Origin of the sequence: Herbaspirillum robiniae, from assembly GCF_002213415.1 — a bacterium.
Lineage (GTDB): Bacteria > Pseudomonadota > Gammaproteobacteria > Burkholderiales > Burkholderiaceae_D > Herbaspirillum > Herbaspirillum robiniae.
This window is the reverse complement of sequence record NZ_NJGU01000005.1, coordinates 450079-469867: the sequence shown is the minus strand read 5'-3', so window position 1 is coordinate 469867 and position 19789 is coordinate 450079. Positions and strand designations below refer to the sequence as shown.

The following is a 19789-nucleotide window of genomic DNA, read 5'->3' as shown; positions in this document are numbered from 1 at the left end:
CGCCGGCAAAAGTTGCGGGCGGGGCCGACTGTCGCCGTGTATCTACATTAACGGCGCAATTCAGAATTTTCTTAGGCTCCAGGCCGGAATAAATGAATATTCATGCTGCCAAAGGAACAAGAAAATCCTTGCTGATGCGATTGCCCAGTTCGAAGATGCGCTCCAAGAATACCGTCAGGTAATCGTGCAGGCCGGCGTCCAGGATTTCCTCGATGCGCGCGAACTTGAGGTCGGCATGCAGCTTGCCGGCAAAGCGTTCGGTGTCGGCCGAGACGTCGTTGTGCACGTTCTTCAGGTTCGACAGCACGTGGCCCATGCAGGCCAGCAGAGAACGCGGCATGTCGGCGCGCAGGATCAAGAGCTCGGCCACGCGCTCGGGCGTGATGACGTCGCGGTAGACCTTGCGGTAGATCTCGAAGCCCGACACCGAGCGCAGGATCGCGGCCCAGTAGTAGAAGTCGATCTGGCCGCTGTCTTCCTGGCTGGACTGCGATTGCGACTGACCGTTCTGCTTTTGCGACTGCGCTTCCTGGGCGCCGTGGAACTTGACGTCGATGATGCGCGCGGTGTTGTCCGCGCGCTCCAGGAAAGTGCCCAGGCGGATGAAGTGGAACGCCTCGTCCTTCAGCATGGTGCCGATGGTGACGCCGCGCGAGAGGTGCGAGCGGTGCTTGACCCATTCGAAGAAATCGCTGGGATTCTGCTCCAGCGCATTGGTCTGCAGGTAGGACTGCATCTTGATCCAGGTGGCGTTCTGGATTTCCCAGGCCTCCGTGGTCAGCGCGCCGCGCACCGCACGCGCGTTCTCGCGCGCCTGGCGCAGGCAGGAGGCAATCGATGACGGGTTGTTGGGATCGCGCACCATGAAGTCGATCACATCCTTCTCGGTGAGCTTGTCGTACTTCTGCTGGTAACCCCAGGTCAGCTCGGAAATGCCGAGCAGGGCGCGCCAGCCTTGTTCGGCGTCGTCGGTCGATTGCGGCAGCAGCGCGGTCTGCACATGCACGTCGAGCATGCGGGCGGTGTTTTCGGCGCGCTCGGTGTAGCGGGCCATCCAGAACAGGTGATCGGCGGTACGGCTGAGCATCGTTTATTTCTCCAGAATCCAGGTGTCCTTGGTGCCGCCGCCCTGCGACGAGTTCACCACCAGCGAGCCTTCCTTGAGCGCCACGCGCGTGAGGCCGCCCTTGACCATCGTCACGCTTTTTCCAGACAGCACGAACGGGCGCAGGTCCAGGTGGCGCGGCGCGATGCCGGCTTCGACATAGGTCGGGCAGACCGACAGCGCCAGCGTGGGCTGGGCGATGTAGCCGTCGGGCTTGGCGATGACGCGGGCGCGGAAATCCTCGATCTCCTGTTTGGTCGACGCCGGGCCGACCAGCATGCCGTAGCCGCCGGCGCCGTGCACTTCCTTGACGACCAGTTTCTCCAGGTTGGCCAGCGTGTAGTCGAGGTCTTCCTTCTTGCGGCACTGGTAGGTCGGCACGTTGTTGAGGATGGGTTCTTCCGAGAGGTAGAACTTCACCATGTCCGGCACATACGGATAGATCGACTTGTCGTCGGCCACGCCGGTGCCGATGGCGTTGGTCAGCGTCACCTTGCCGGCGCGATAGGCCTGCAGCAGGCCGGGCACGCCCAGCGCGGAATCGGGACGGAAGGCCAGCGGATCGAGGAAGTCGTCGTCGATGCGGCGGTAGATCACGTCGACCCGCTTGGGGCCGCGCGTGGTGCGCATGTAGACCACGTTGTCCTTGACGAACAGGTCCTGGCCCTCGACCAGCTCCACGCCCATCTGCTGGGCCAGGAAGGCGTGTTCGAAATAGGCCGAGTTGTACATGCCCGGCGTCATCACCACCACCACCGGATCGGTCACGCCGGCCGGCGCCACCGAGCGCAGGTTGTCCAGCAGCAGGTCGGGGTAGTGGGCCACCGGCGCGATCTTGTGGCGCGTGAAGAGGTCGGGGAAGAGCCGCATCATCATCTTGCGGTTCTCGAGCATGTAGGACACGCCCGAGGGCACGCGCAGGTTGTCTTCCAGGACGTAGAACTCGCCTTCGCCGGCGCGCACGATGTCCACGCCGGCGATGTGCGCGTAGATGTCGTTGACCACGTTGACGTCCTGCATTTCGCGGCGGTACTGGGCGTTCTTGAAGATCTGCTCGGCCGGGATGATGCCGGCCTTGACGATCTTCTGCTCGTGGTAGATGTCGTGGATGAACATGTTGAGCGTTCTGACGCGCTGCACCAGGCCGGCTTCCAGCTTGGCCCATTCGGCCTTGTGGATGATGCGCGGGATGATGTCGAAGGGGATCAGGCGCTCGGTGCCCGCATCGTTGCCGTAGACCGCGAAGGTGATGCCGACGCGGCGGAAGATCAGGTCGGACTCGGCACGTTTGCGGGCGATGGTTTCCGCCGATTGCGACGCCAGCCAGCTGGCGAATTCGGCGTAGTGCTGGCGCACTTGCGGGTTGTCGCTTGCAGCGCTTCCCGAATACATCTCATCGAAAAAATGTGCCATAAATTTGATTCGTTTTCCTGTAGTGGGCAGGAACTTTTCTAGGTTGAATTTGACGACAAATGAGGCGTGGAGATCTGCTGCAAATGCGCGTGCTTGCTAGGGTGCGCGGAATAAGACTATCAGAGCGATATGGTTTTGGACAGTGGAAATTTTCATGATTTTGATCCGATCTTGCAGTCTTTTTCTCTGTTTGCGGCGATGTTGAAAACCCCGGCGCGCATCCCGCCGGCGAGGCGGGAAATCGCGCCGGAACGCTTGTCGGCTCCGGCTCAGCTCCAGGGTGTCGGCGCCGGTACCGCGCACGGCGCCGGCATGTCGATGGTCGTGAAATCGGCCGGGCTGACGATCTCCAGATATTCCATGTCCGGCGAATAGTCGAACAGGAAATGCACGATGCCCGGGCGCTGGTGCACGCAGTCGCCGGCCTTCACCAGCGTCACCTGGTCTTCGTACATGAAGCGCGCCCAGCCCTTCAACATGATGACGATGTGGAAGCTGGCTTCGTGCCGGTGCCAGCCGGTGCCTTCCTCGGGCGGCATGTTGGCCTTCACCAGTTGCGCCACCACCTGTCCGCCCGTGGCCGCGGCGATGCCGAGGTCGCGGTACAGGAAGAAGTCGCGCAGGCCGCCGGATTCCCAGGGCGTTTCGCCCTCGCCTACATGCGAGAACGTGTTCTTCGTCAATGCGCTTTCAGCTACGGTGTTCATCACGACCATCCTTTCTGCGGCGTCCCGCATTGGACTGCGACAAAAGACGCGGCCGCCGGCCGCGCCCGAACGCATCGCTGAAAGACAAGCCCGATACGTTCTAAAACTCTACGTCCAGCTCATCAATGTCTTCCGGCTCCTTCCTGGCCGCCGTGATCCATTGCTGCATCTCGGGCATGGCCATGATGCGCTTGCCGTACGCGGTGCAGATCGGATCGAGCTTGACGTCGTAGGTCATGAAGCGCGTCACCACCGGCGCATACATCGCGTCGGCCATGGTGCGCTGCTCGCCGAACAGGAACGGGCCGCCGTACTTGGCCAGGCATTCCTTCCAGATGGTGGTGATGCGGTGGATGTCGGCCTCGGCGCGCGACCACACCTTGAAGTTGGGGAAGTGGCCCTTGAGGTTCATCGGCAGCGCCGCGCGCAGGGCGGAAAAGCCGGAGTGCATTTCACCGCACACCGACCGGCAGTGCGCGCGCGCCGCCTGGTCGGCCGGGAGCAGCTTGGCCGACGGGCGGATTTCGTTGAGGTATTCGGCAATGGCCAGCGTGTCCCACACCAGCACGTCGCCATGTTTGAGGCTGGGCACCAGGATGGAGGAAGACAACAGCAGGATCTCCGCGCGCGCTGTCGGGTCGTCCGGCGGCACGATGTCTTCCTCGAAGGACAGGCCCGCGAACTTGGCCAGCAGCCAGCCGCGCAGGGACCATGAGGAGTAGTTCTTGCTGGTGATGCGCAAAGTCGTCTTAGGCATGTCAGTCCCTTATCTGTTTTCTTGCGGATGTTGACTTTGAGCACGTCGCCGTCGCGCGCCGGCAAAGGCGAACCACGGCATCGTCACGGCTTTCCTCCCGCGTCTGCTCATTCGGGAGGGAAGAGGGCGGTCAATATGCAATCGCCTGCGATATGCGCTTGCAAAGCGCGTGCCAGCCCATCGCTTTGTCGGTCGCCGGCGTCGACAAAAAGACGCGGCGACGGATTGGCCGTATTGCGGCCAAAGCCGCGCCTGCCGCGCGTCTTCCGTGGCATGCATATTGCATCGCACCCAAGGCGAGCGATCAGACAAAAGAGACAGAACGAAAAGGGCGGCGTCCTCATGATCAATACCTATCAGCTCTACCAGAATTACGCCGACGCCACCGACCCGCTGCGGGCATCCGCCAGGATGATGGCGCCCGTCTTCGGGTACGAATGGCCGGGTTTGCCGGCCAACCCCTTCATGCGCAAGCTGGCCTCGGCCTGCGAGGTTTTTGCGCGCACCCAGCTGACCCACGCCCGGCCGGATTTCGAGATCGGGACCGTCGAGGACGGCGGACGCACGATTGCGGTGCATGAGGAAGTGGTGGCGACCACGCCTTTTTGCAGCCTGCTGCGTTTTCGCAAGGAAACATCCGAAGGCCAGCCCAGGGTGCTGGTGGTGGCGCCGATGTCCGGCCACTTCGCCACCTTGCTGCGCGGCACCGTCAAGACCCTGCTGCGCCATCACGACGTCTACATCACCGACTGGCACAACGCGCGCGACATTTCGCTGGAGCACGGCAAGTTCGGCCTGGATGAATACGTTTCCCACGTCATCTCCTTTCTGGGCGTGCTCGGTCCGGGCGCGCACCTGCTGGCCGTCTGCCAGCCGACCGTGGCGGCGCTCACGGCGGCGGCGGTCATGGCCGAGGACGGCAATGACGCCCAGCCGCGCACCATGACGCTCATGGCCGGGCCGCTCGACACCCGCGTCAATCCCACCACCGTCAACGCGCTGGCCAAGAGCAAGCCCATCGAGTGGTTCGAAAAGAACATGATCGGCACCGTGCCCGGCCGCCACCAGGGCGCCGGACGGCGCGTCTATCCCGGGTTCATGCAGCTGGCTGCGTTCATGAACATGAACCTGAACCGCCATGTCGACGCCTTCCGCAACCTCTACCATCACCTGATCGACGGCGAAGACGAAAAAGCCTTGCAGATCAAGACCTTCTATGAAGAGTACTTCGCCATGTCGGATCTGCCCGCGGAGTTTTACCTGGAAACCGTGCGCACCGTCTTCCAGGAGCATGCGCTGCCGCTGGGCAAGCTGCAATACCACGGGCGCGAGGTCAAGCCGCAAGTCATCAGGCGCACCGCGCTGTTTACCATCGAAGGGGAGAAGGACGACATCTGCGCCGTCGGCCAGACCGTCGCTGCACAGGAAATGTGCAGCGGCATCCGGCCCTACATGCGGCTGCACCATGTTCAGACGGCGGTGGGGCACTACGGCGTGTTCAACGGTCGCCGCTGGGAGAACGAAATCTATCCGCGCCTGCGGGATTTCATTAATATGCACCACAGGTAGGCGCGCGGTCACGGCCGCCGCCGCAGGGAACGGGTAACGAGGCGGTAAGAATAATCCGGTATGACTGTCTCTCCGGCCGGGCCGGAGTCCCGGCAGCGGAGCAGGTATGTCCGACAAGGCAGTCAGCACTTCAACCATTTGCTCGTCGTAAAGGATCTACATGTCAATTCACGTGGCGTTGAACCATGTCACTTCGTACAAGTATGACCGTGCCATCAACCTGGGACCGCAAGTGGTTCGCCTGCGCCCGGCCCCCCACAGCCGCACCCGCATCCTGAGCTATTCGCTGCGCATCCTGCCCGAGCCGCATTTCATCAACTGGCAGCAGGATCCCGAAGCCAACTACCTGGCGCGCCTGGTATTCCCGGAAAAGACCACCGAATTCAAGATCGAGGTCGACCTGGTGGCCGAGATGTCGGTCATCAATCCTTTCGACTTTTTCCTCGAACCTTATGCCGAACAATTCCCGTTCGATTACGCAGATGAGCTGAAAAACGAACTTCTGCCTTATCGGCAGAAGTTGCCGCTGTCGCCGCTGTTCAAGAAATTCCTCGACGGCATTCCGCGCGAGAAGATGGGCAGCGCCAACTTCCTGGTCGACCTCAACCAGCGCCTGGCCAACCACATCGACTACACCATCCGCATGGAGCCCGGCGTGCAGACGCCGGAGCAGACGCTTGAGCTGAAATCCGGCTCCTGCCGCGATTCTTCCTGGTTGCTGGTGCAGCTGATGCGCCACCTCGGGCTGGCCGCGCGCTTCGTCTCCGGCTACCTGATCCAGCTGACCGCCGACCAGAAATCGCTGGACGGCCCCTCCGGTCCGGAAGCCGACTTCACCGACCTGCACGCCTGGTGCGAGGTCTACCTGCCCGGCGCCGGCTGGATCGGGCTCGACCCGACCTCGGGCCTGTTCGCCGGCGAAGGGCATATCCCGCTGTCGTGCACGCCCGAGCCGGCGTCGGCCGCGCCGGTGTCGGGCCTGGTCGATCCCTGCGAGGTCGAGTTCGAGCACCTGATGAGCGTCAAGCGCATCTGGGAAGCGCCGCGCGTGACCAAGCCCTACACCGAAGAGCAATGGAGCGAGATCGAGGCGCTGGGCCACGCCATCGACGTCGACCTGGCGGCCAACGACGTGCGCCTGACCATGGGCGGCGAGCCGACCTTCGTCGCGCTGGATCATCCCGACGAGCCCGAGTGGAACACCGCCGCCATGGGCCCGACCAAGAAACCGCTGGCGGCCGAGCTCTACCACCGCATGCGCGACAACTACGCCGCGCAGGGCCTGCCGCACTTCGGCCAGGGCAAGTGGTATCCGGGCGAACAGCTGCCGCGCTGGGCGCTGAACTGCTACTGGCGGCGCGACGGCGAACCGATCTGGCTGAACCCGGCCCTGATCGGCGACGAGACCCGGCCCAACGTGACCGACAAGATCGTCACCAGCCACTTCCTGCACCGCGTGGCGCAACGCCTGCAGGTGGACGGCAAGAACGTCTTCCCGGCCTATGAAGACGTGTTCTACTACATGTGGCGCGAGCGCCGGCTGCCCGGCAACGTCGATCCGTTCGACTCGCGTGTGGACGACAAGCAGGAGCGCGAGCGCCTGATGCGCGTCTTCACCCAGGGGCTGCAAAGCGCGGTCGGCCATGTGCTGCCGCTGGCGCGCCGTGTCGACGGCCGCGGCTGGCAGAGCGGCGCCTGGTTCCTGCGCAGCGAGCGCTGCTATCTCTACCCGGGCGATTCGCCGCTGGGCTATCGCCTGCCGCTGGATTCGCTGCCCTGGGTAAGCGGCAGCGAATATCCGGCCGTGCATCCGGCCGATCCTTCGCAGCTGTTCCGTCCGCTGCCGGGCGCCAGCGAGATCCGTCGCCAGTCCGGCGGCCCGCAGGAGCCGGGGCTGCGTCCGGGCATGCCGCCCGCCGGGCCGGCCGTCGCGCGGGCCGCTGTTTCCGCGGCCGGCAACGCCGCCTCCGCAGCGCCGGCGCAGCCGGCGCCGGGCGCCTTCGAATCCGCCAACTGGATCACCCGCACGGCGCTGTCGGCGGAAGTGCGCAATGGCGTGTTCTACCTGTTCATGCCGCCGCTGGCGCAGCTGGAGCACTACCTGGAACTGGTCGCGGCCATCGAGGCCGTGGCCGAAGAGCTCAAGCAGCCGGTCCTGCTGGAAGGCTACGAGCCGCCCAACGATCCGCGCCTGCGCAAGTTCAGCGTCACGCCCGACCCCGGCGTGATCGAAGTCAACATCCAGCCGGCCAACAACTGGGGCGAGCTGGTCGAGCAGACCACCCACCTGTACGACGCCGCGCGCGCCTCGCGCCTGACCACCGAGAAGTTCATGCTCGACGGCCACCATTCCGGCACCGGCGGCGGCAACCACATGGTGCTGGGCGGCATCACCACCGGCGATTCGCCCTTCCTGCGCCGGCCCGACCTGTTGCGCAGCCTGATCTCGTACTGGCACAACCATCCGTCGCTGTCCTACCTGTTCTCGGGCATGTTCATCGGCCCGACCTCGCAGGCGCCGCGCATCGACGAGGCGCGCAACGACTCGACGGTCGAGATCGAGCTGGCCTTCACCGAGATGGACAAGCAGGTGGCCCGCGGCGACTGCCCGCCCTGGCTGGTGGACCGCCTGTTGCGCAACCTGCTCATCGACGTCACCGGCAACACGCACCGCGCCGAGTTCTGCATCGACAAGATGTATTCGCCCGACAGCGCCACCGGCCGCCTGGGCCTGCTGGAGCTGCGCGCCTTCGAAATGCCGCCGCATGCGCGCATGAGCCTGACCCAGCAGTTGCTGCTGCGCGGCCTGGTGGCGCGCTTCTGGAAAACGCCGTACAAGCCGGCGCGGCTGGTGCGCTGGGGCACGGAACTGCACGACCGTTTCCTGCTGCCGCATTTCATCGAGCAGGATTTCCGCGATGTCATCGACGACATGAACGAGGCCGGCTATCCGATGAAGGCCGAGTGGTTCGCGCCGCACATGGAGTTCCGCTGCCCCAAGATCGGCGACTATGCCGTCAAGGGCATGGAGATCGAACTGCGCACCGCGCTGGAACCCTGGCACGTGCTGGGCGAGGAGAGCGGCGCCGGCGGCACCGCGCGCTATGTGGACTCGTCGCTGGAGCGCCTGCAGGTGAAGGTCTCGGGCATGGCTTCCGAGCGCTACGTGCTGACCTGCAACGGCGTGCCAGTGCCGCTGCAGCCGACCGGGACCGTCGGCCAGTTCGTCGCCGGCATCCGTTACCGCGCCTGGCAGCCGCCATCGGCGCTGCATCCCACCATCCCGGTGGATTCGCCGCTGACCTTCGACCTGGTGGACACCTGGAACGGCCGCAGCCTGGGCGGTTGCCAGTACCACGTCGTGCATCCGGGCGGACGCAACTACGAGACCTTCCCGGTCAATGCCTTCGAGGCGGAAAGCCGCCGCCTGGCGCGCTATTTCCGCCTCAACCACACGCCGGGAAAGTTCGATGTCAAGCCGTCGCGGGCGTCTATCGAGTTTCCTTTTACGTTAGACTTACGCTACTTCTAACTCATCCGGGCGCGGCCTTTTTGCCGCGCCGGTCCTTCCGTCCACATCAGCCGGTTCGCCGGTGTAGACCGACTGCGCCGGACCAGCCAGCGACGCGCCCGCTCCGCCTCATTTATGCACCAGCGTTTACTGGAAAGCTATCCGGTCAGCGGCGATCGTTACGACGAGATGCTGCAGGCCGACGGCCGCCTGCGGCCGCATTGGCGAACGCTGATCGACCAGCTTGAAAACCTCTCGCCGGAGATGCTGCGCCGCCGCGCCAGCGAAGTGCGCGAAGCCATTGCCTCCGACGGCGTCACCTACAACGTCTATGCCGACCCCAAGGGCGCCAATCGCCCATGGGAGCTGGACCTGCTGCCGCACATCGTCGCCGACGACGAATGGAAGTTCCTCTCGCAGGCGGTGGCGCAGCGCGCCCGCCTGATGAACGCCTTGCTGGCCGATATCTACGGCGAGCAGACCCTGATCAGCGCGGGCCTGCTGCCGCCGGCGCTGGTGTTCGGGCAGCACGGCTACCTGATGCCCTGCCACGGCCTGAAGCCGCCGGGCGGCGTTCACCTGCATGCCTACGCGATCGACCTGGCGCGCTCCGCCGACGGCACCTGGTGGGTGGTGTCGGACCGCACGCAAGGCCCGTCCGGCACCGGCTACGCGCTGCAGAACAGGCAGATCATGGCGCGCGCCATGCCCGAGGCGCTGCGCGACATGCACGTGGAGTCGCCGCACGGCTACTTCCACACGCTGCGCGCCACGCTCACGCGGCTGGCGCCGGCCAACGGCGAGGTGCCGCTGATCGTGCTGCTCACGCCCGGCCCCTACAACGAAACCTATTCCGAACATGCCTTCCTGGCGCACACGCTGGGTTTCCCGCTGGTCGAGGGGGTGGACCTCACGGTGCGCGGCGACCAGGTGTTCCTGAAGACCCTGAACGGCTTGCGCCGCGTGCACGCCATCCTGCGCCGGATGGACGACGACTACTGCGATCCGCTGGAGCTGCGCGCCGACTCCGCGCTGGGCGTGCCGGGCCTGACCCAGGCGGCGCGCCTGGGCAACGTGCTGGTGGCCAATTCACTGGGCAGCGGCGTGCTTGAGTCGACCGCGTTGCACGGCTTCCTGCCGGCCATCAGCGAGCGCCTGTTCGGCGAACCGCTGATGCTGCCTTCGGTGGCGTCCTGGTGGTGCGGCGAGAAGCCCGCGCTGGACTACACGCTGGAGCACTTCGACGACCTGGTGATCGTGCCGGCGTTTTCTTCGATGCGCATGCAGCCGGTGTTCGGCCATACCGTCACGGGCGCGGCGCGCCGCCGCCTGGTGGAGAGCCTGCAGCTGCAGCCGCACGCCTACGCCTCGCAGGAGTGGGTGCGCCTGTCGCAGGCGCCGGTGATGTCGCGCAGCGGCGACTATCGCCTGATGAACCGCACCATCAGCCTGCGCGTGTTCGCGGTGGCCGACGGCGAGGGCGGCTACCAGGTAATGCCGGGCGGCCTGACCCGGGTGGCTTCGCGCCAGCGCCGCGACGTGGTGTCGATGCAGCAGGGCGGCACCACCAAGGACGTGTGGGTGCTGCGCGAAGGCGAACCCGCCGGCGGCGACCAGCCTGCGGATGACGCCGCCGGCGTCGGCACCGCGGCCGGCACGCTGATCCGCAGCACGGTCGACGTCTCTTCGCATTCCGGCGAAAACCTGTTCTGGATGGGACGCTACTCCGAGCGCGTGAAGAATCTCTCGCGCCTGTTGCGCACCACGCTGCAATACACCATGGACGGCCAGAGCGAAAGCCGCGGCATGCTGGGCAGCGTCTCCTGGATCTGCAGCCAGCTGGGCGTGCAGATGCCCAAGTCCGATCCGCGCCCGACCATCACCGGCCTGCAGCAAAGCCTGCAGGCGGCGGTGGTGGATCCGTCGGCGGCCGTCAGCGTCGCCGCCCAGCTGCGCCAATTGGCCAACGCCGCCTACCAGGTGCGCGAACATCTGTCGCTGGACAACTGGCACGCGCTCAACAAGATGCCGGCCATGGTGCAGGAGCGTATCAATACCCCGGCCGCGGCCCAGCATGTGCTCAGCAACGTGATCGACGCCTGCTCCGGGCTGGCGGGCCACGCGCTGGACGACATGACGCGCGACGCCGGCTGGCAATTCCTGATGGTGGGGCGCCACATCGAACGCATGGCCAACATGGCCGCGCTGTTCGACAACTTCCTGCGCCTGCCGCCGCAGCGGCAGACGGCGGCGCTTTCCTGGCTGCTGGAAGCGGCCAGCAGCATCGTCACCTACCGCGTGCGCTACCGTCGCACGCCGGAGTGGCTGCCGGTGCTGCACCTGCTGATCTTCGACGTCAGCAATCCGCACGGCATGGCTTACCAGTTCCGCATGCTGCAGCAATACCTGGCCGACATCGCCCAGCAGCTCGGCCTGCTCAGCATGACCATTCCTTCGCACCTGGCGCAGCAGCTGGAGGCCATGAACCTGGCCGATTTCGCGCACGGTTCCGCCTCCGCGGCCGAGGCCAATGCGCGCCTGGCGCAGCTCATGCGCGACGCCGTCAGCGGCGGCTACATGCTCTCCGACGACCTGTCGCGCCATTACTTCACACCGCTGACCGCGCCGGTCAGCCAGGGGGTCTGAGATGGCGCAAGACGATCAAGCCGGCGACATCGCCGCAACGCAGCCGCAGCGCCTGGTCTACCAGATCCGCCACCAGACCACCTACCAGTATTCGCTGCCGGTGCGGCTGTCGCACCAGATGCTGCACCTGACGCCGCGCGAGCTGCCGTGGCAGCACTGCATCTCGCACAGCGTCAACATCCAGCCGGCGCCGCAACTGGTGCGCAGCTACGAGGACAATTTCGGCAACGTCATCAAGGGCTTCTCGCTGGATACCGACCACACCAGCCTGGACGTGCATGCCGACTCATGGGTGGAGCTGACTTCGCGCAGCCTGCCGCAAGACGCGCTGTCGTGGGACGAGGCCGTCATGCAGCAGTCCTACCACGGCGGACAGTCGATGCAGCCCGGCATGCTGGACGCCTCCAATTTCTTGTTCGAGTCCTCGCATGTGCGCATCAAGCGCGAGTTCATCCGCTACGCGGCCGACTGCTTCCGTCCCGGTCTATCGGTGGTGGAGGGCGTGCGCGCGCTGATGCTGCGCATCCACGACGAGTTCTCCTTCGATCCGGCCGCCACTACGGTGTCGACGCCGGTGACGGAGGTCTTCGTCAACCGCCGCGGCGTATGCCAGGATTTCGCGCACCTGATGCTCTCCTGCCTGCGTTCGATCGGCCTGGCCGCGCGCTACGTCAGCGGCTACCTGCTGACCGAGCCGCCGCCGGGACAACCGCGCCTGATCGGCGCCGACGCCTCGCACGCCTGGGTGTCGGTGTATTGCCCGGGACGCGAGGGCGAAGAGGGCGTCTGGATCGACGCCGATCCCACCAACGGCATCTTTGCCGACACCAGTCACATCACGCTGGGCTGGGGCCGCGATTTCCTCGACGTGTCACCTCTGCGCGGGGTGCTGATCGGCGGCGGGCAGCAGAGCATGCAGGTGGCGGTGACGGTGATGCCCAAAGACGAGATCGGCGGTCTGGTGTTTGCCGTTTAGCCCCGAGCGGAGGCGAGGCAATATGGTCAACCGTTTTCCCGTCCGACGTAGTCGGGGTTGGCGGTGAAAGTGCCTGCCTGATCGAACCATCCGGTTATGCGGTTCCATGGGATGAATTCCCGAACGGCCCAGTCCCGTTCGTTCCGATGAATATTGCTTTGTCCGAGGGTGGACTTGACGTCAATGACGTTTTCATCCGGTGCAATGGAAAAGATAAAGCCATTGCTTCGATAGACAGGGGTGTACCAGAACCGCATTTCTTTGTCGTATGACGAACTGAGCATGATGAACGGATTGCCGCCTGAATATGACGGAAGTGGATCGCCCGGGGCCCATGTCGTCTTTTTGAGCAGACGTTCGATGTGAATCTGAAACGGATCCCAGAACGTAGGCACCTTCTCCACATGTTCGGAAATAGCCTCGGGCAGTGCGTTGACCTCTTCTTGCCACTTTTCGAGCCATTCGTCTTTCTCGTCGCCCGTTGTCATGGCGGCTATCCGACGGCCGAGCGCCATCATGGCCTTCCACCGTACGTCCAGTACCTCTTTGGCGTCGGCCTGTTCTTGTTTGAACTGCTGGTCAATGACGGCGTTTCTGGCATCCGCCGTGAGTTGGTTCGCTTCATGATCGTAGCCAGTCGATGCCGACGCCGGGGTGCTGAAGCCTCCTTGCAATTTGACCTGTTCCGGAGAAACGGAGCTGCTCATGTACAGCGTATCAGGCAGGGGACGAGGAGTGATCATGGAATATGTCGCGGTCGTCGTGCTTCTATCGGTTGTGATATCGGTGATTGATCGGCTCGCCCTGGGACGCGAAGGGCCGGGCATGGATTCCTCGGCGGCGGATCGCCGTCCAAACTTCCAGACTCCCGATGCATCACGAAACACGTCTCTTCTTGGCCTGAAGAGGACGTGCGGGAAGATCGCTTCATATTGATCCGTTCCGGCTTTCTTCTTCACTTCGTAAACCTTGTTGCCAATCTTTGCGAATTCTTGATTGTAGATTTGATACAAGCCGGTTTCCTTCACTTGTTTCGCCGCCGACAGGTTGATCTTGAAGCCTTGGCTCCTTACTACACTGATGGTACGTGGATTGATCGGAGTGGCCTCCATTACTGTTTTTTTGTCCCATCTTGGCAGTAAAGCGATCATTGCCTCCGATGTCATATATTCCGAAAATCCTTTGATACGTTCACTGTTTCCACCTATATCCGGGAACTCGTGAAGGAAATTTTCAAATGCCACCTGATTGATATTGCTCCTGAAGAGCACAGATTCCAGATGGATCATTTTTCCTGGATTGGATTTCCTGTTCGCGAAGATGCGTTGCAGCTTACCGATTTCTTCTTGCAGGTAGCGGAAGTCGCTGTCGTCAAGCTGAGTAAAGGGATGCGCGACGACAGCGGAGACATCCGCCACAAACTCTTTCTCGTTGCTGCTGCGGCCCTTATGAGTGAGATTGCGTGTCTTGATCATCATGACGGCTTTCGTTCGCAACGGTCGCGTATTGAGCGCACTCGTCTGATCGTTGCCCGCAAGGCCTTGCTCGGATTTGTCGATTGCCGCGAAGTAATGGAATTCATTTCCTCGGGTCAGGTCTTCGTTTTCAAGACCATTTTCCAGAATGTAGTTGGAAACCTGTTCTCCGGTTTCCATATTGCTGTAGAGATTCTTGCGTGTAGTTTTTCCATCGGGAGAAATTTCAATGACCGTCTTGAGATATCGATACAGTTTTTGATAATGCGACACTGTTTCTTCCAGGCTCTCCAGATCCTGCATATACCTCACTTGCGCCTCAAGGTCGCTGAGATCCGTCGAGCTCACCTGAATGCACTCGAGATCATTGGTCGGCTTGAAAGTCGCACTGGCGGTATCAAACTTCTGTGGCTTCAAGTGGATTCCAGTTGCCCTGGCGATGAGGATCTTGGTTTTTTCCCAGAAGGTGACGGTTCTGATATGGCCGTTGTAGTCCGTTTGCCTGTCTTCAGGAATGATCCTGAGGCCGCCGTCGTTGCCTCCACCACGCAGTCCCGCCAGACCGGAACGCCAGCGGCCGCTGCCTGCATAGCGAACGGAATACAACTTGCTGCTCATTCCGTCAGGGCGGATGATCATCCAAGCGTTCAACCGTGAATCAAATTCGACCCGATAGGTCGCGTCATTCGTCATTACATAGTACTTATTCTCGACGCTGAACATTCCTTGGGCGTCGGGAGTCTTCCCATTCAGGTCGATGCTGCTGCTCCATTCATTCGGAGGGGTGACAGGAATATCTTGAGAAAAAACGTTCAACCAGCGCGACAGATCAAAGTCGTCCGGAGCCTCTCCAGCAGGTTTTGGCGCGGCGGAAGATTCAGCGGCTGCGGGACGGACTTGCGGCCTTGTTGTCCGAATTCTCGGCGGCCCCTCACCGAGCTCCTTCTGCAATTTTGGGTCCCCTTTCACAGAAGGGTGATTCATCACAGTGGGGCGGAGAAGGCTCCACAGATTTGCGGCATCATCGGCGAGATTTTCCAGCGCAGGCGTGTCGATCGGCCTGTCGTGCGCGAGGCGATTGGCATAATCGACAAAATTTTCCAGGGCGGTGAGCGGTATGGACAAAGGGTGAAAACGCGCGATCGTTTTGCTCAATGTCGAGAACCAGTCCCCCAGTTCCCGGGCGCGAGCCGTTGTTTCTTCAGACGCATCCGTCAGAAGACAAATGAATGTAGCAGCTTCGCGCCCCGGGTTTTTGAGCGCTTTTGACAGATTGTCCAAGGTCTCTTTCCACGTATATTCTTCCAGTGGCTTGATTCGAAGCGAAGTATCTATTTTTGTTTTTGTGACTTCCGGATATTCATCTTTCGACTCCTCTGAGAGTTGCGAGATGAAGGGAATGACTTCGGGAACCCTCCCGGATGTTCTGAGATGGGAATTTCTGAGCACTCCCTCATCCCAGGCGTCGCGCGAGATGTCGCGATAGGCAGGAGTAGCCCGTTGGGTGATGGTATCGATGATCTGGAGAAAACGTCGGTCCGTCCCTTCGGATGTCTGGAGAGGGAAATCTTTTACGAAGCTTTCGGCCAGCGGCCCATACTCCATCGTCTGTGCCAGGTTGTGCATCCTCCAACTCAGCTCACCCGATGTGGATTCAGGAGGGGGATTTGTTTGTTCGGCGCTTGTAGTTTGCTCGGCGGCCGCTATGTCGTCGAGATGAAATTGGAGGGCCTTCTCTGCAATGTCGAGGATATCGGACGGAGCCGTCGGAGCGTTAGGGTCGAGGTAGAAATCGAGGGCGCGTTCCCATGCATCAGCGGTGACATTGCCGAAGCGTTCGCTTTGGAGGAAATCGGCAGCTTCGTCAATACAGCGATCTGCCAGCGTCGCGTAGCTCAACTGGCTTTTTTCAGTATGGATAGCGAATAGTTGCGAGTATGCATCCAAGAGAATCGGGACGAGTTTTTCCAGATTTTCGCGCATCGGATGGCGGTTGATCTCGATGTATTGCGCCAGCGCGCGATAGAACGCCGCCTTTTGATCTGCAGATTGCGCCATCTCGGAAATTCTGATCCAGTTTTTGACGTCGTTCAGTTTTGCCGTCTTGAATGCCGCTTGCCAGGATTCTTCATCCAACGTGGGATATCCCTTCCCGAGATACCAGTTTTTTGCGCGCTGCTCTTCCGCCCGTTCAGCTGGTTGCGTATCCAGTTGCAGCGCGATTGTCTTCATTCGTTTGTAATCCTCGGGCGACCCGTTCTCATATTGCAATGCGGCGCGTATCAGGGAAGGGCGCGATGGAAGATGTTCGTTCGCGGAAGTGAAGAGAGCCTCGAGACTTGATACGACCTGACGTAGGTTTCGCACCTCGATGATGACAGGGCGCCAGGTGGAATCGAGGGCGCTTTGGGTCAAACCGGTTTCGACCAGCAGCCGGGAGCGTAGTACGGCCGTCAGGAGATCGGCGTCAACCGTGAATGAGGGATCAAGCGTCCCTACCTTCTTTTGGGTTGCGACATAACTTGCAATATGCGAGCTCAACTGAGCTTGCTCTGCGTTGGTCAGGAACTTATAGGCGACCGATCGTCCGATGCCTTTTTCCTGCGGCTGTTGGCGTTGTGAGTCTGGTGTGGGCAGGGTTTCATGATCACCGGGACTGTTGTTGTTTTCGGTCAGGCTGTCCTGCGGAGCATCTTCGGTAGGCCTCAGGAGAGAGTCGAGCAGATTGCCGCCCTTGTACCCGAGATACGTGGCGAACCCAGAAAGGCCGATGATCCCTGTGCCGATGAGCGTGTTGCGCAATACGGTCGGCGATTCAGGCTCATGTCTCCTGCCCCCTAAAAGGGAATTCCCCGCTTCAACATCTGCGGCAGCTGCGCCGGGAAAGGGGAATGCATTTCCGGAATAGTCTTCAGAATCGTTAGACGTTGTTCTTTTCTCAAGCAGATGATCGAGTATTTTCCAGGTCGAAGATGCCACTGGAAACGATAAGCGTCGCCGTTCATCTTCAATACCGGACGGCGGCGTAGCTTGAGGATATTGGGTGCTTCGACGTGGTGTAGCTCCATCATTGGAGGCAGGCTCGGGGGGGACTGTTTGCGGACTGTTTGTTTCCTGCTGCCCAGGCGCAGGGGAAGTTTGCTGGAATCGCTCGGCGCGGCGATACCGGCCTTCATCCCTTGCCTCTCTTTGTGCAAAATCTTCGTCGAGTCTGGTGAGCTCGTCAGCCAGTCGTTCGTTCTGCGTCTTCAGCCGCGCCGGCGCCGAATAGCATCCGAGCGCCGCCTGGCCGTACAGGAGGGCCACGAGCAGGCGTTTTCTACTGTCGATATTTTGGGGAATCGACCTGGCGGTTCCCTGTGTTCGCAACCATTTCTCGAGGGCCGCGAACTGCTGCGGATCCTCTCGGACCGTGTCGATTTTCTCTATGAGCGGCGCTTGCCGCTGCTGTCCATTGGAATGCGAATTCCTTGCGCTGGCCGGATGATATTTCCCCATTTTTCGATGCTCGTCGAGAGAGTGCTGGCATTGTTCGAACAGCGCAAGCGGATTGCGGCCGCGCCGGCCGCGCATCCGCTACATCGAAGGCGGCGCCGCTGAGATTGGCCACAATTCCCACGCGGTGCCATCGAAGAAAGACGATTTCTCTCAATGGATATCGGGCAGCGACGTGTTCAGAATTGCTCCCAGTCGTCCTCTCCCGCCGCCACCCGGGCACGAGGCGGTTCAGTCCTGGGGGATAGTGCCGGGCGTTGCAGCTCCGGCGCGCGCCGGACCGGAGCCGCCATCGCAGCCGGCGCCGTCGCATGGCGGGCAGTGAGGGGCGCCATGCGCGGCGCAGGCGCCAGCTGCGAACCGTCGATGCGGAAGATGCTGACGATCTGCTGCAGCGTGCTGGCCTGGTCCTGCAGCGACTGCGCCGCGGCCGCGGCTTCTTCCACCAGTGCCGCGTTCTGCTGCGTGACCTGGTCCATCTGCACCACAGCCTGGTTGATCTGTTCGATGCCTTCGCTCTGCTCGCGGCTGGAGGCCGAAATTTCGGACACGATATCGGTCACCTGCTGCACGCTCTGCACCACCTGCTCCATGGTGCCGCCGGCCTGCGCCACCAGCTTGCTGCCGGTGTCGACCTTGGCCACCGAATCGTCGATCAGTACCTTGATCTCCTTGGCGGCCGCCGCCGAACGCTGCGCCAGCGTGCGCACCTCGGACGCCACCACGGCGAAGCCGCGACCCTGTTCGCCGGCGCGCGCCGCCTCGACCGCGGCGTTCAGCGCCAGGATGTTGGTCTGGAAGGCGATGCCGTCGATGACGCCGATGATGTCGACGATCTTGCGCGAGGATTCGTTGATGGAGCCCATCGTATCCACCACCTGCTGCACCACGTGCCCGCCTTCGGAGGCGACGCTGGAGGCCGAGCTGGCCAGCTGGTTGGCCTGGCGCGCGTTGTCGGCATTCTGCTTCACGGTGGAGGTCAGCTCTTCCATCGACGATGCGGTCTCTTCCAGCGAACTGGCCTGCTGTTCGGTGCGCGAGGAGAGGTCGAGATTGCCGGTGGCGATCTGGCTCGAAGCGGTGGCGATGGTGTCGGTGCCGTGGCGCACCTGCGCCACGATGCGGGTCAGCGCGTCGCGCATCTGCTTCATGGCGAACAGCATGCTGCTCTGGTCCTTGTCGGCCACGTCGACCTCCACGGTCAGGTCGCCCACGGCGATCTTCTGCGCGATATCGGCCGCGTAGGCCGGCTCGCCGCCCAGCTGGCGCAATAGGTTGCGCGCGATCAGCCACGACGCCGCCAGCCCGATCAGCAGCGCCAGGCCGCCGATGACCAGCATCTGCAGGCGCGCGCTTTCAAACACTTCCCGTGCGTGGGTTCCCGCCTGCTGGTTGGATTCGTCTTCCAGCGTCGCCAGTTCGGCAAGCGTGGTGCGGCGCTGGATCTGGCGCGGCCCGATCTCGTCGGTGATGAAGCGCTTCAGTTCCGCGTCCTCGCCCTGCTTGCTCAGCTCCACCGCCCGCGCAAACATCGCGCTGGCGGCCGCGGACTGCTCGGTCGCCGCCGCCAGCAGCGTCTTCTCGCGGCTGGTGGTCTGCTGGTCCAGCCCGAACATCTCCTGCAGCTTGGCCTGCGCGGCCTTGTAGCTTTGGTCCTGCTTCATCAGGCCCTCGAGCTCGCGGTCGATGGCGGCGCGATCGCTCATCAGCGCGACGTTGCGCACCGCGATGGACTGTTCGAAGATCGCGGCGCGCATCCCCATGACGGCGCGGATCTCGACGTTGTTGATGCTGACGATGTTTTCAACCTGCTGGTTGATCTGCACCATGCGGGCGATGCCGATGGCGGTGATCGCGGCCAGCAGCAGCAGCACCAGGCCGAAGCCCAGGCCGAGTTTGGCGCCGACTTTCATGTTCTTGAACAGCATGTCATTCCCCTAAATGAATGTGCGCCGGCGCAGCTGCGCCGGGCGGTGGATCGATGCTGTGGATGAGGACGACGCGCCGCCCCGCGCCGGGCAGGCGGCAGATGCATCGGTTTGGCGCCGATGTGAAGACGACCGGGTGATCCCGGTTCTGGTCCCGCGCGTCGCAGGCGCGAAATCCGGTTGTGACAACGGGGATGCCGGCTGGTT

Annotated in this window: 10 protein-coding genes; 4 read left to right on the top strand and 6 right to left on the bottom strand. The window is 62.5% G+C overall.

Going from position 1 to position 19789, the window contains the following annotated elements:
* Nucleotides 1–100 precede the first annotated feature (100 nt).
* The 4 genes from CEJ42_RS11410 to CEJ42_RS11395 form a co-directional block, all read right to left on the bottom strand.
* Entirely contained in the window at nucleotides 101–1087 is a 987-nt protein-coding gene (locus tag CEJ42_RS11410; RefSeq protein ID WP_079216784.1) for an alpha-E domain-containing protein, read from the bottom strand.
* A 3-nt stretch (nucleotides 1088–1090) separates the two neighbouring features.
* Complete coding sequence (locus tag CEJ42_RS11405; RefSeq protein WP_079216782.1) at nucleotides 1091–2518, bottom strand: circularly permuted type 2 ATP-grasp protein; 1428 nt, start codon at nucleotides 2516–2518, stop codon at nucleotides 1091–1093.
* A gap of 269 nt (nucleotides 2519–2787) precedes the next feature.
* Nucleotides 2788–3225: a cupin domain-containing protein gene (locus CEJ42_RS11400; RefSeq protein WP_088751176.1), complete on the bottom strand. Its 438-nt coding sequence runs from the start codon at nucleotides 3223–3225 to the stop codon at nucleotides 2788–2790.
* 100 nt (nucleotides 3226–3325) lie between these two features.
* A complete protein-coding gene (locus CEJ42_RS11395; protein WP_079216780.1) occupies nucleotides 3326–3982 on the bottom strand; it encodes a glutathione S-transferase family protein in 657 nt (218 codons plus the stop codon).
* Between the two features lie 342 nt (nucleotides 3983–4324).
* Here CEJ42_RS11395 and CEJ42_RS11390 point away from each other — a divergent pair, with 342 nt between their 5' ends.
* The 4 genes from CEJ42_RS11390 to CEJ42_RS11375 all read left to right on the top strand — a co-directional run bounded on the left by CEJ42_RS11390 (nucleotide 4325) and on the right by CEJ42_RS11375 (nucleotide 12684).
* Entirely contained in the window at nucleotides 4325–5551 is a 1227-nt protein-coding gene (locus CEJ42_RS11390) for a polyhydroxyalkanoate depolymerase (protein WP_088751126.1), read from the top strand.
* 160 nt (nucleotides 5552–5711) lie between these two features.
* Complete coding sequence (locus CEJ42_RS11385) at nucleotides 5712–9083, top strand: transglutaminase family protein (RefSeq protein WP_088751125.1); 3372 nt, start codon at nucleotides 5712–5714, stop codon at nucleotides 9081–9083.
* A gap of 114 nt (nucleotides 9084–9197) precedes the next feature.
* Nucleotides 9198–11708 (top strand): circularly permuted type 2 ATP-grasp protein, encoded by a 2511-nt coding sequence (locus CEJ42_RS11380; protein WP_088751124.1) that lies wholly within the window; start codon nucleotides 9198–9200, stop codon nucleotides 11706–11708.
* Between the two features lies 1 nt (nucleotide 11709).
* The gene (locus tag CEJ42_RS11375; RefSeq protein WP_088751123.1) at nucleotides 11710–12684 is read left to right on the top strand and encodes a transglutaminase family protein; all 975 of its coding nucleotides are present in this window, start codon (nucleotides 11710–11712) and stop codon (nucleotides 12682–12684) included.
* Between the two features lie 26 nt (nucleotides 12685–12710).
* Here CEJ42_RS11375 and CEJ42_RS11370 read toward each other — a convergent pair whose 3' ends face one another.
* Nucleotides 12711–17732, bottom strand: coding sequence for an enterotoxin A family protein (locus CEJ42_RS11370; protein ID WP_129587702.1), 5022 nt, complete (start codon nucleotides 17730–17732; stop codon nucleotides 12711–12713).
* Nucleotides 17733–17833: 101 nt separating this feature from the next.
* Nucleotides 17834–19582, bottom strand: coding sequence for a methyl-accepting chemotaxis protein (locus CEJ42_RS11360; RefSeq protein ID WP_243397841.1), 1749 nt, complete (start codon nucleotides 19580–19582; stop codon nucleotides 17834–17836).
* Nucleotides 19583–19789 lie beyond the last annotated feature (207 nt).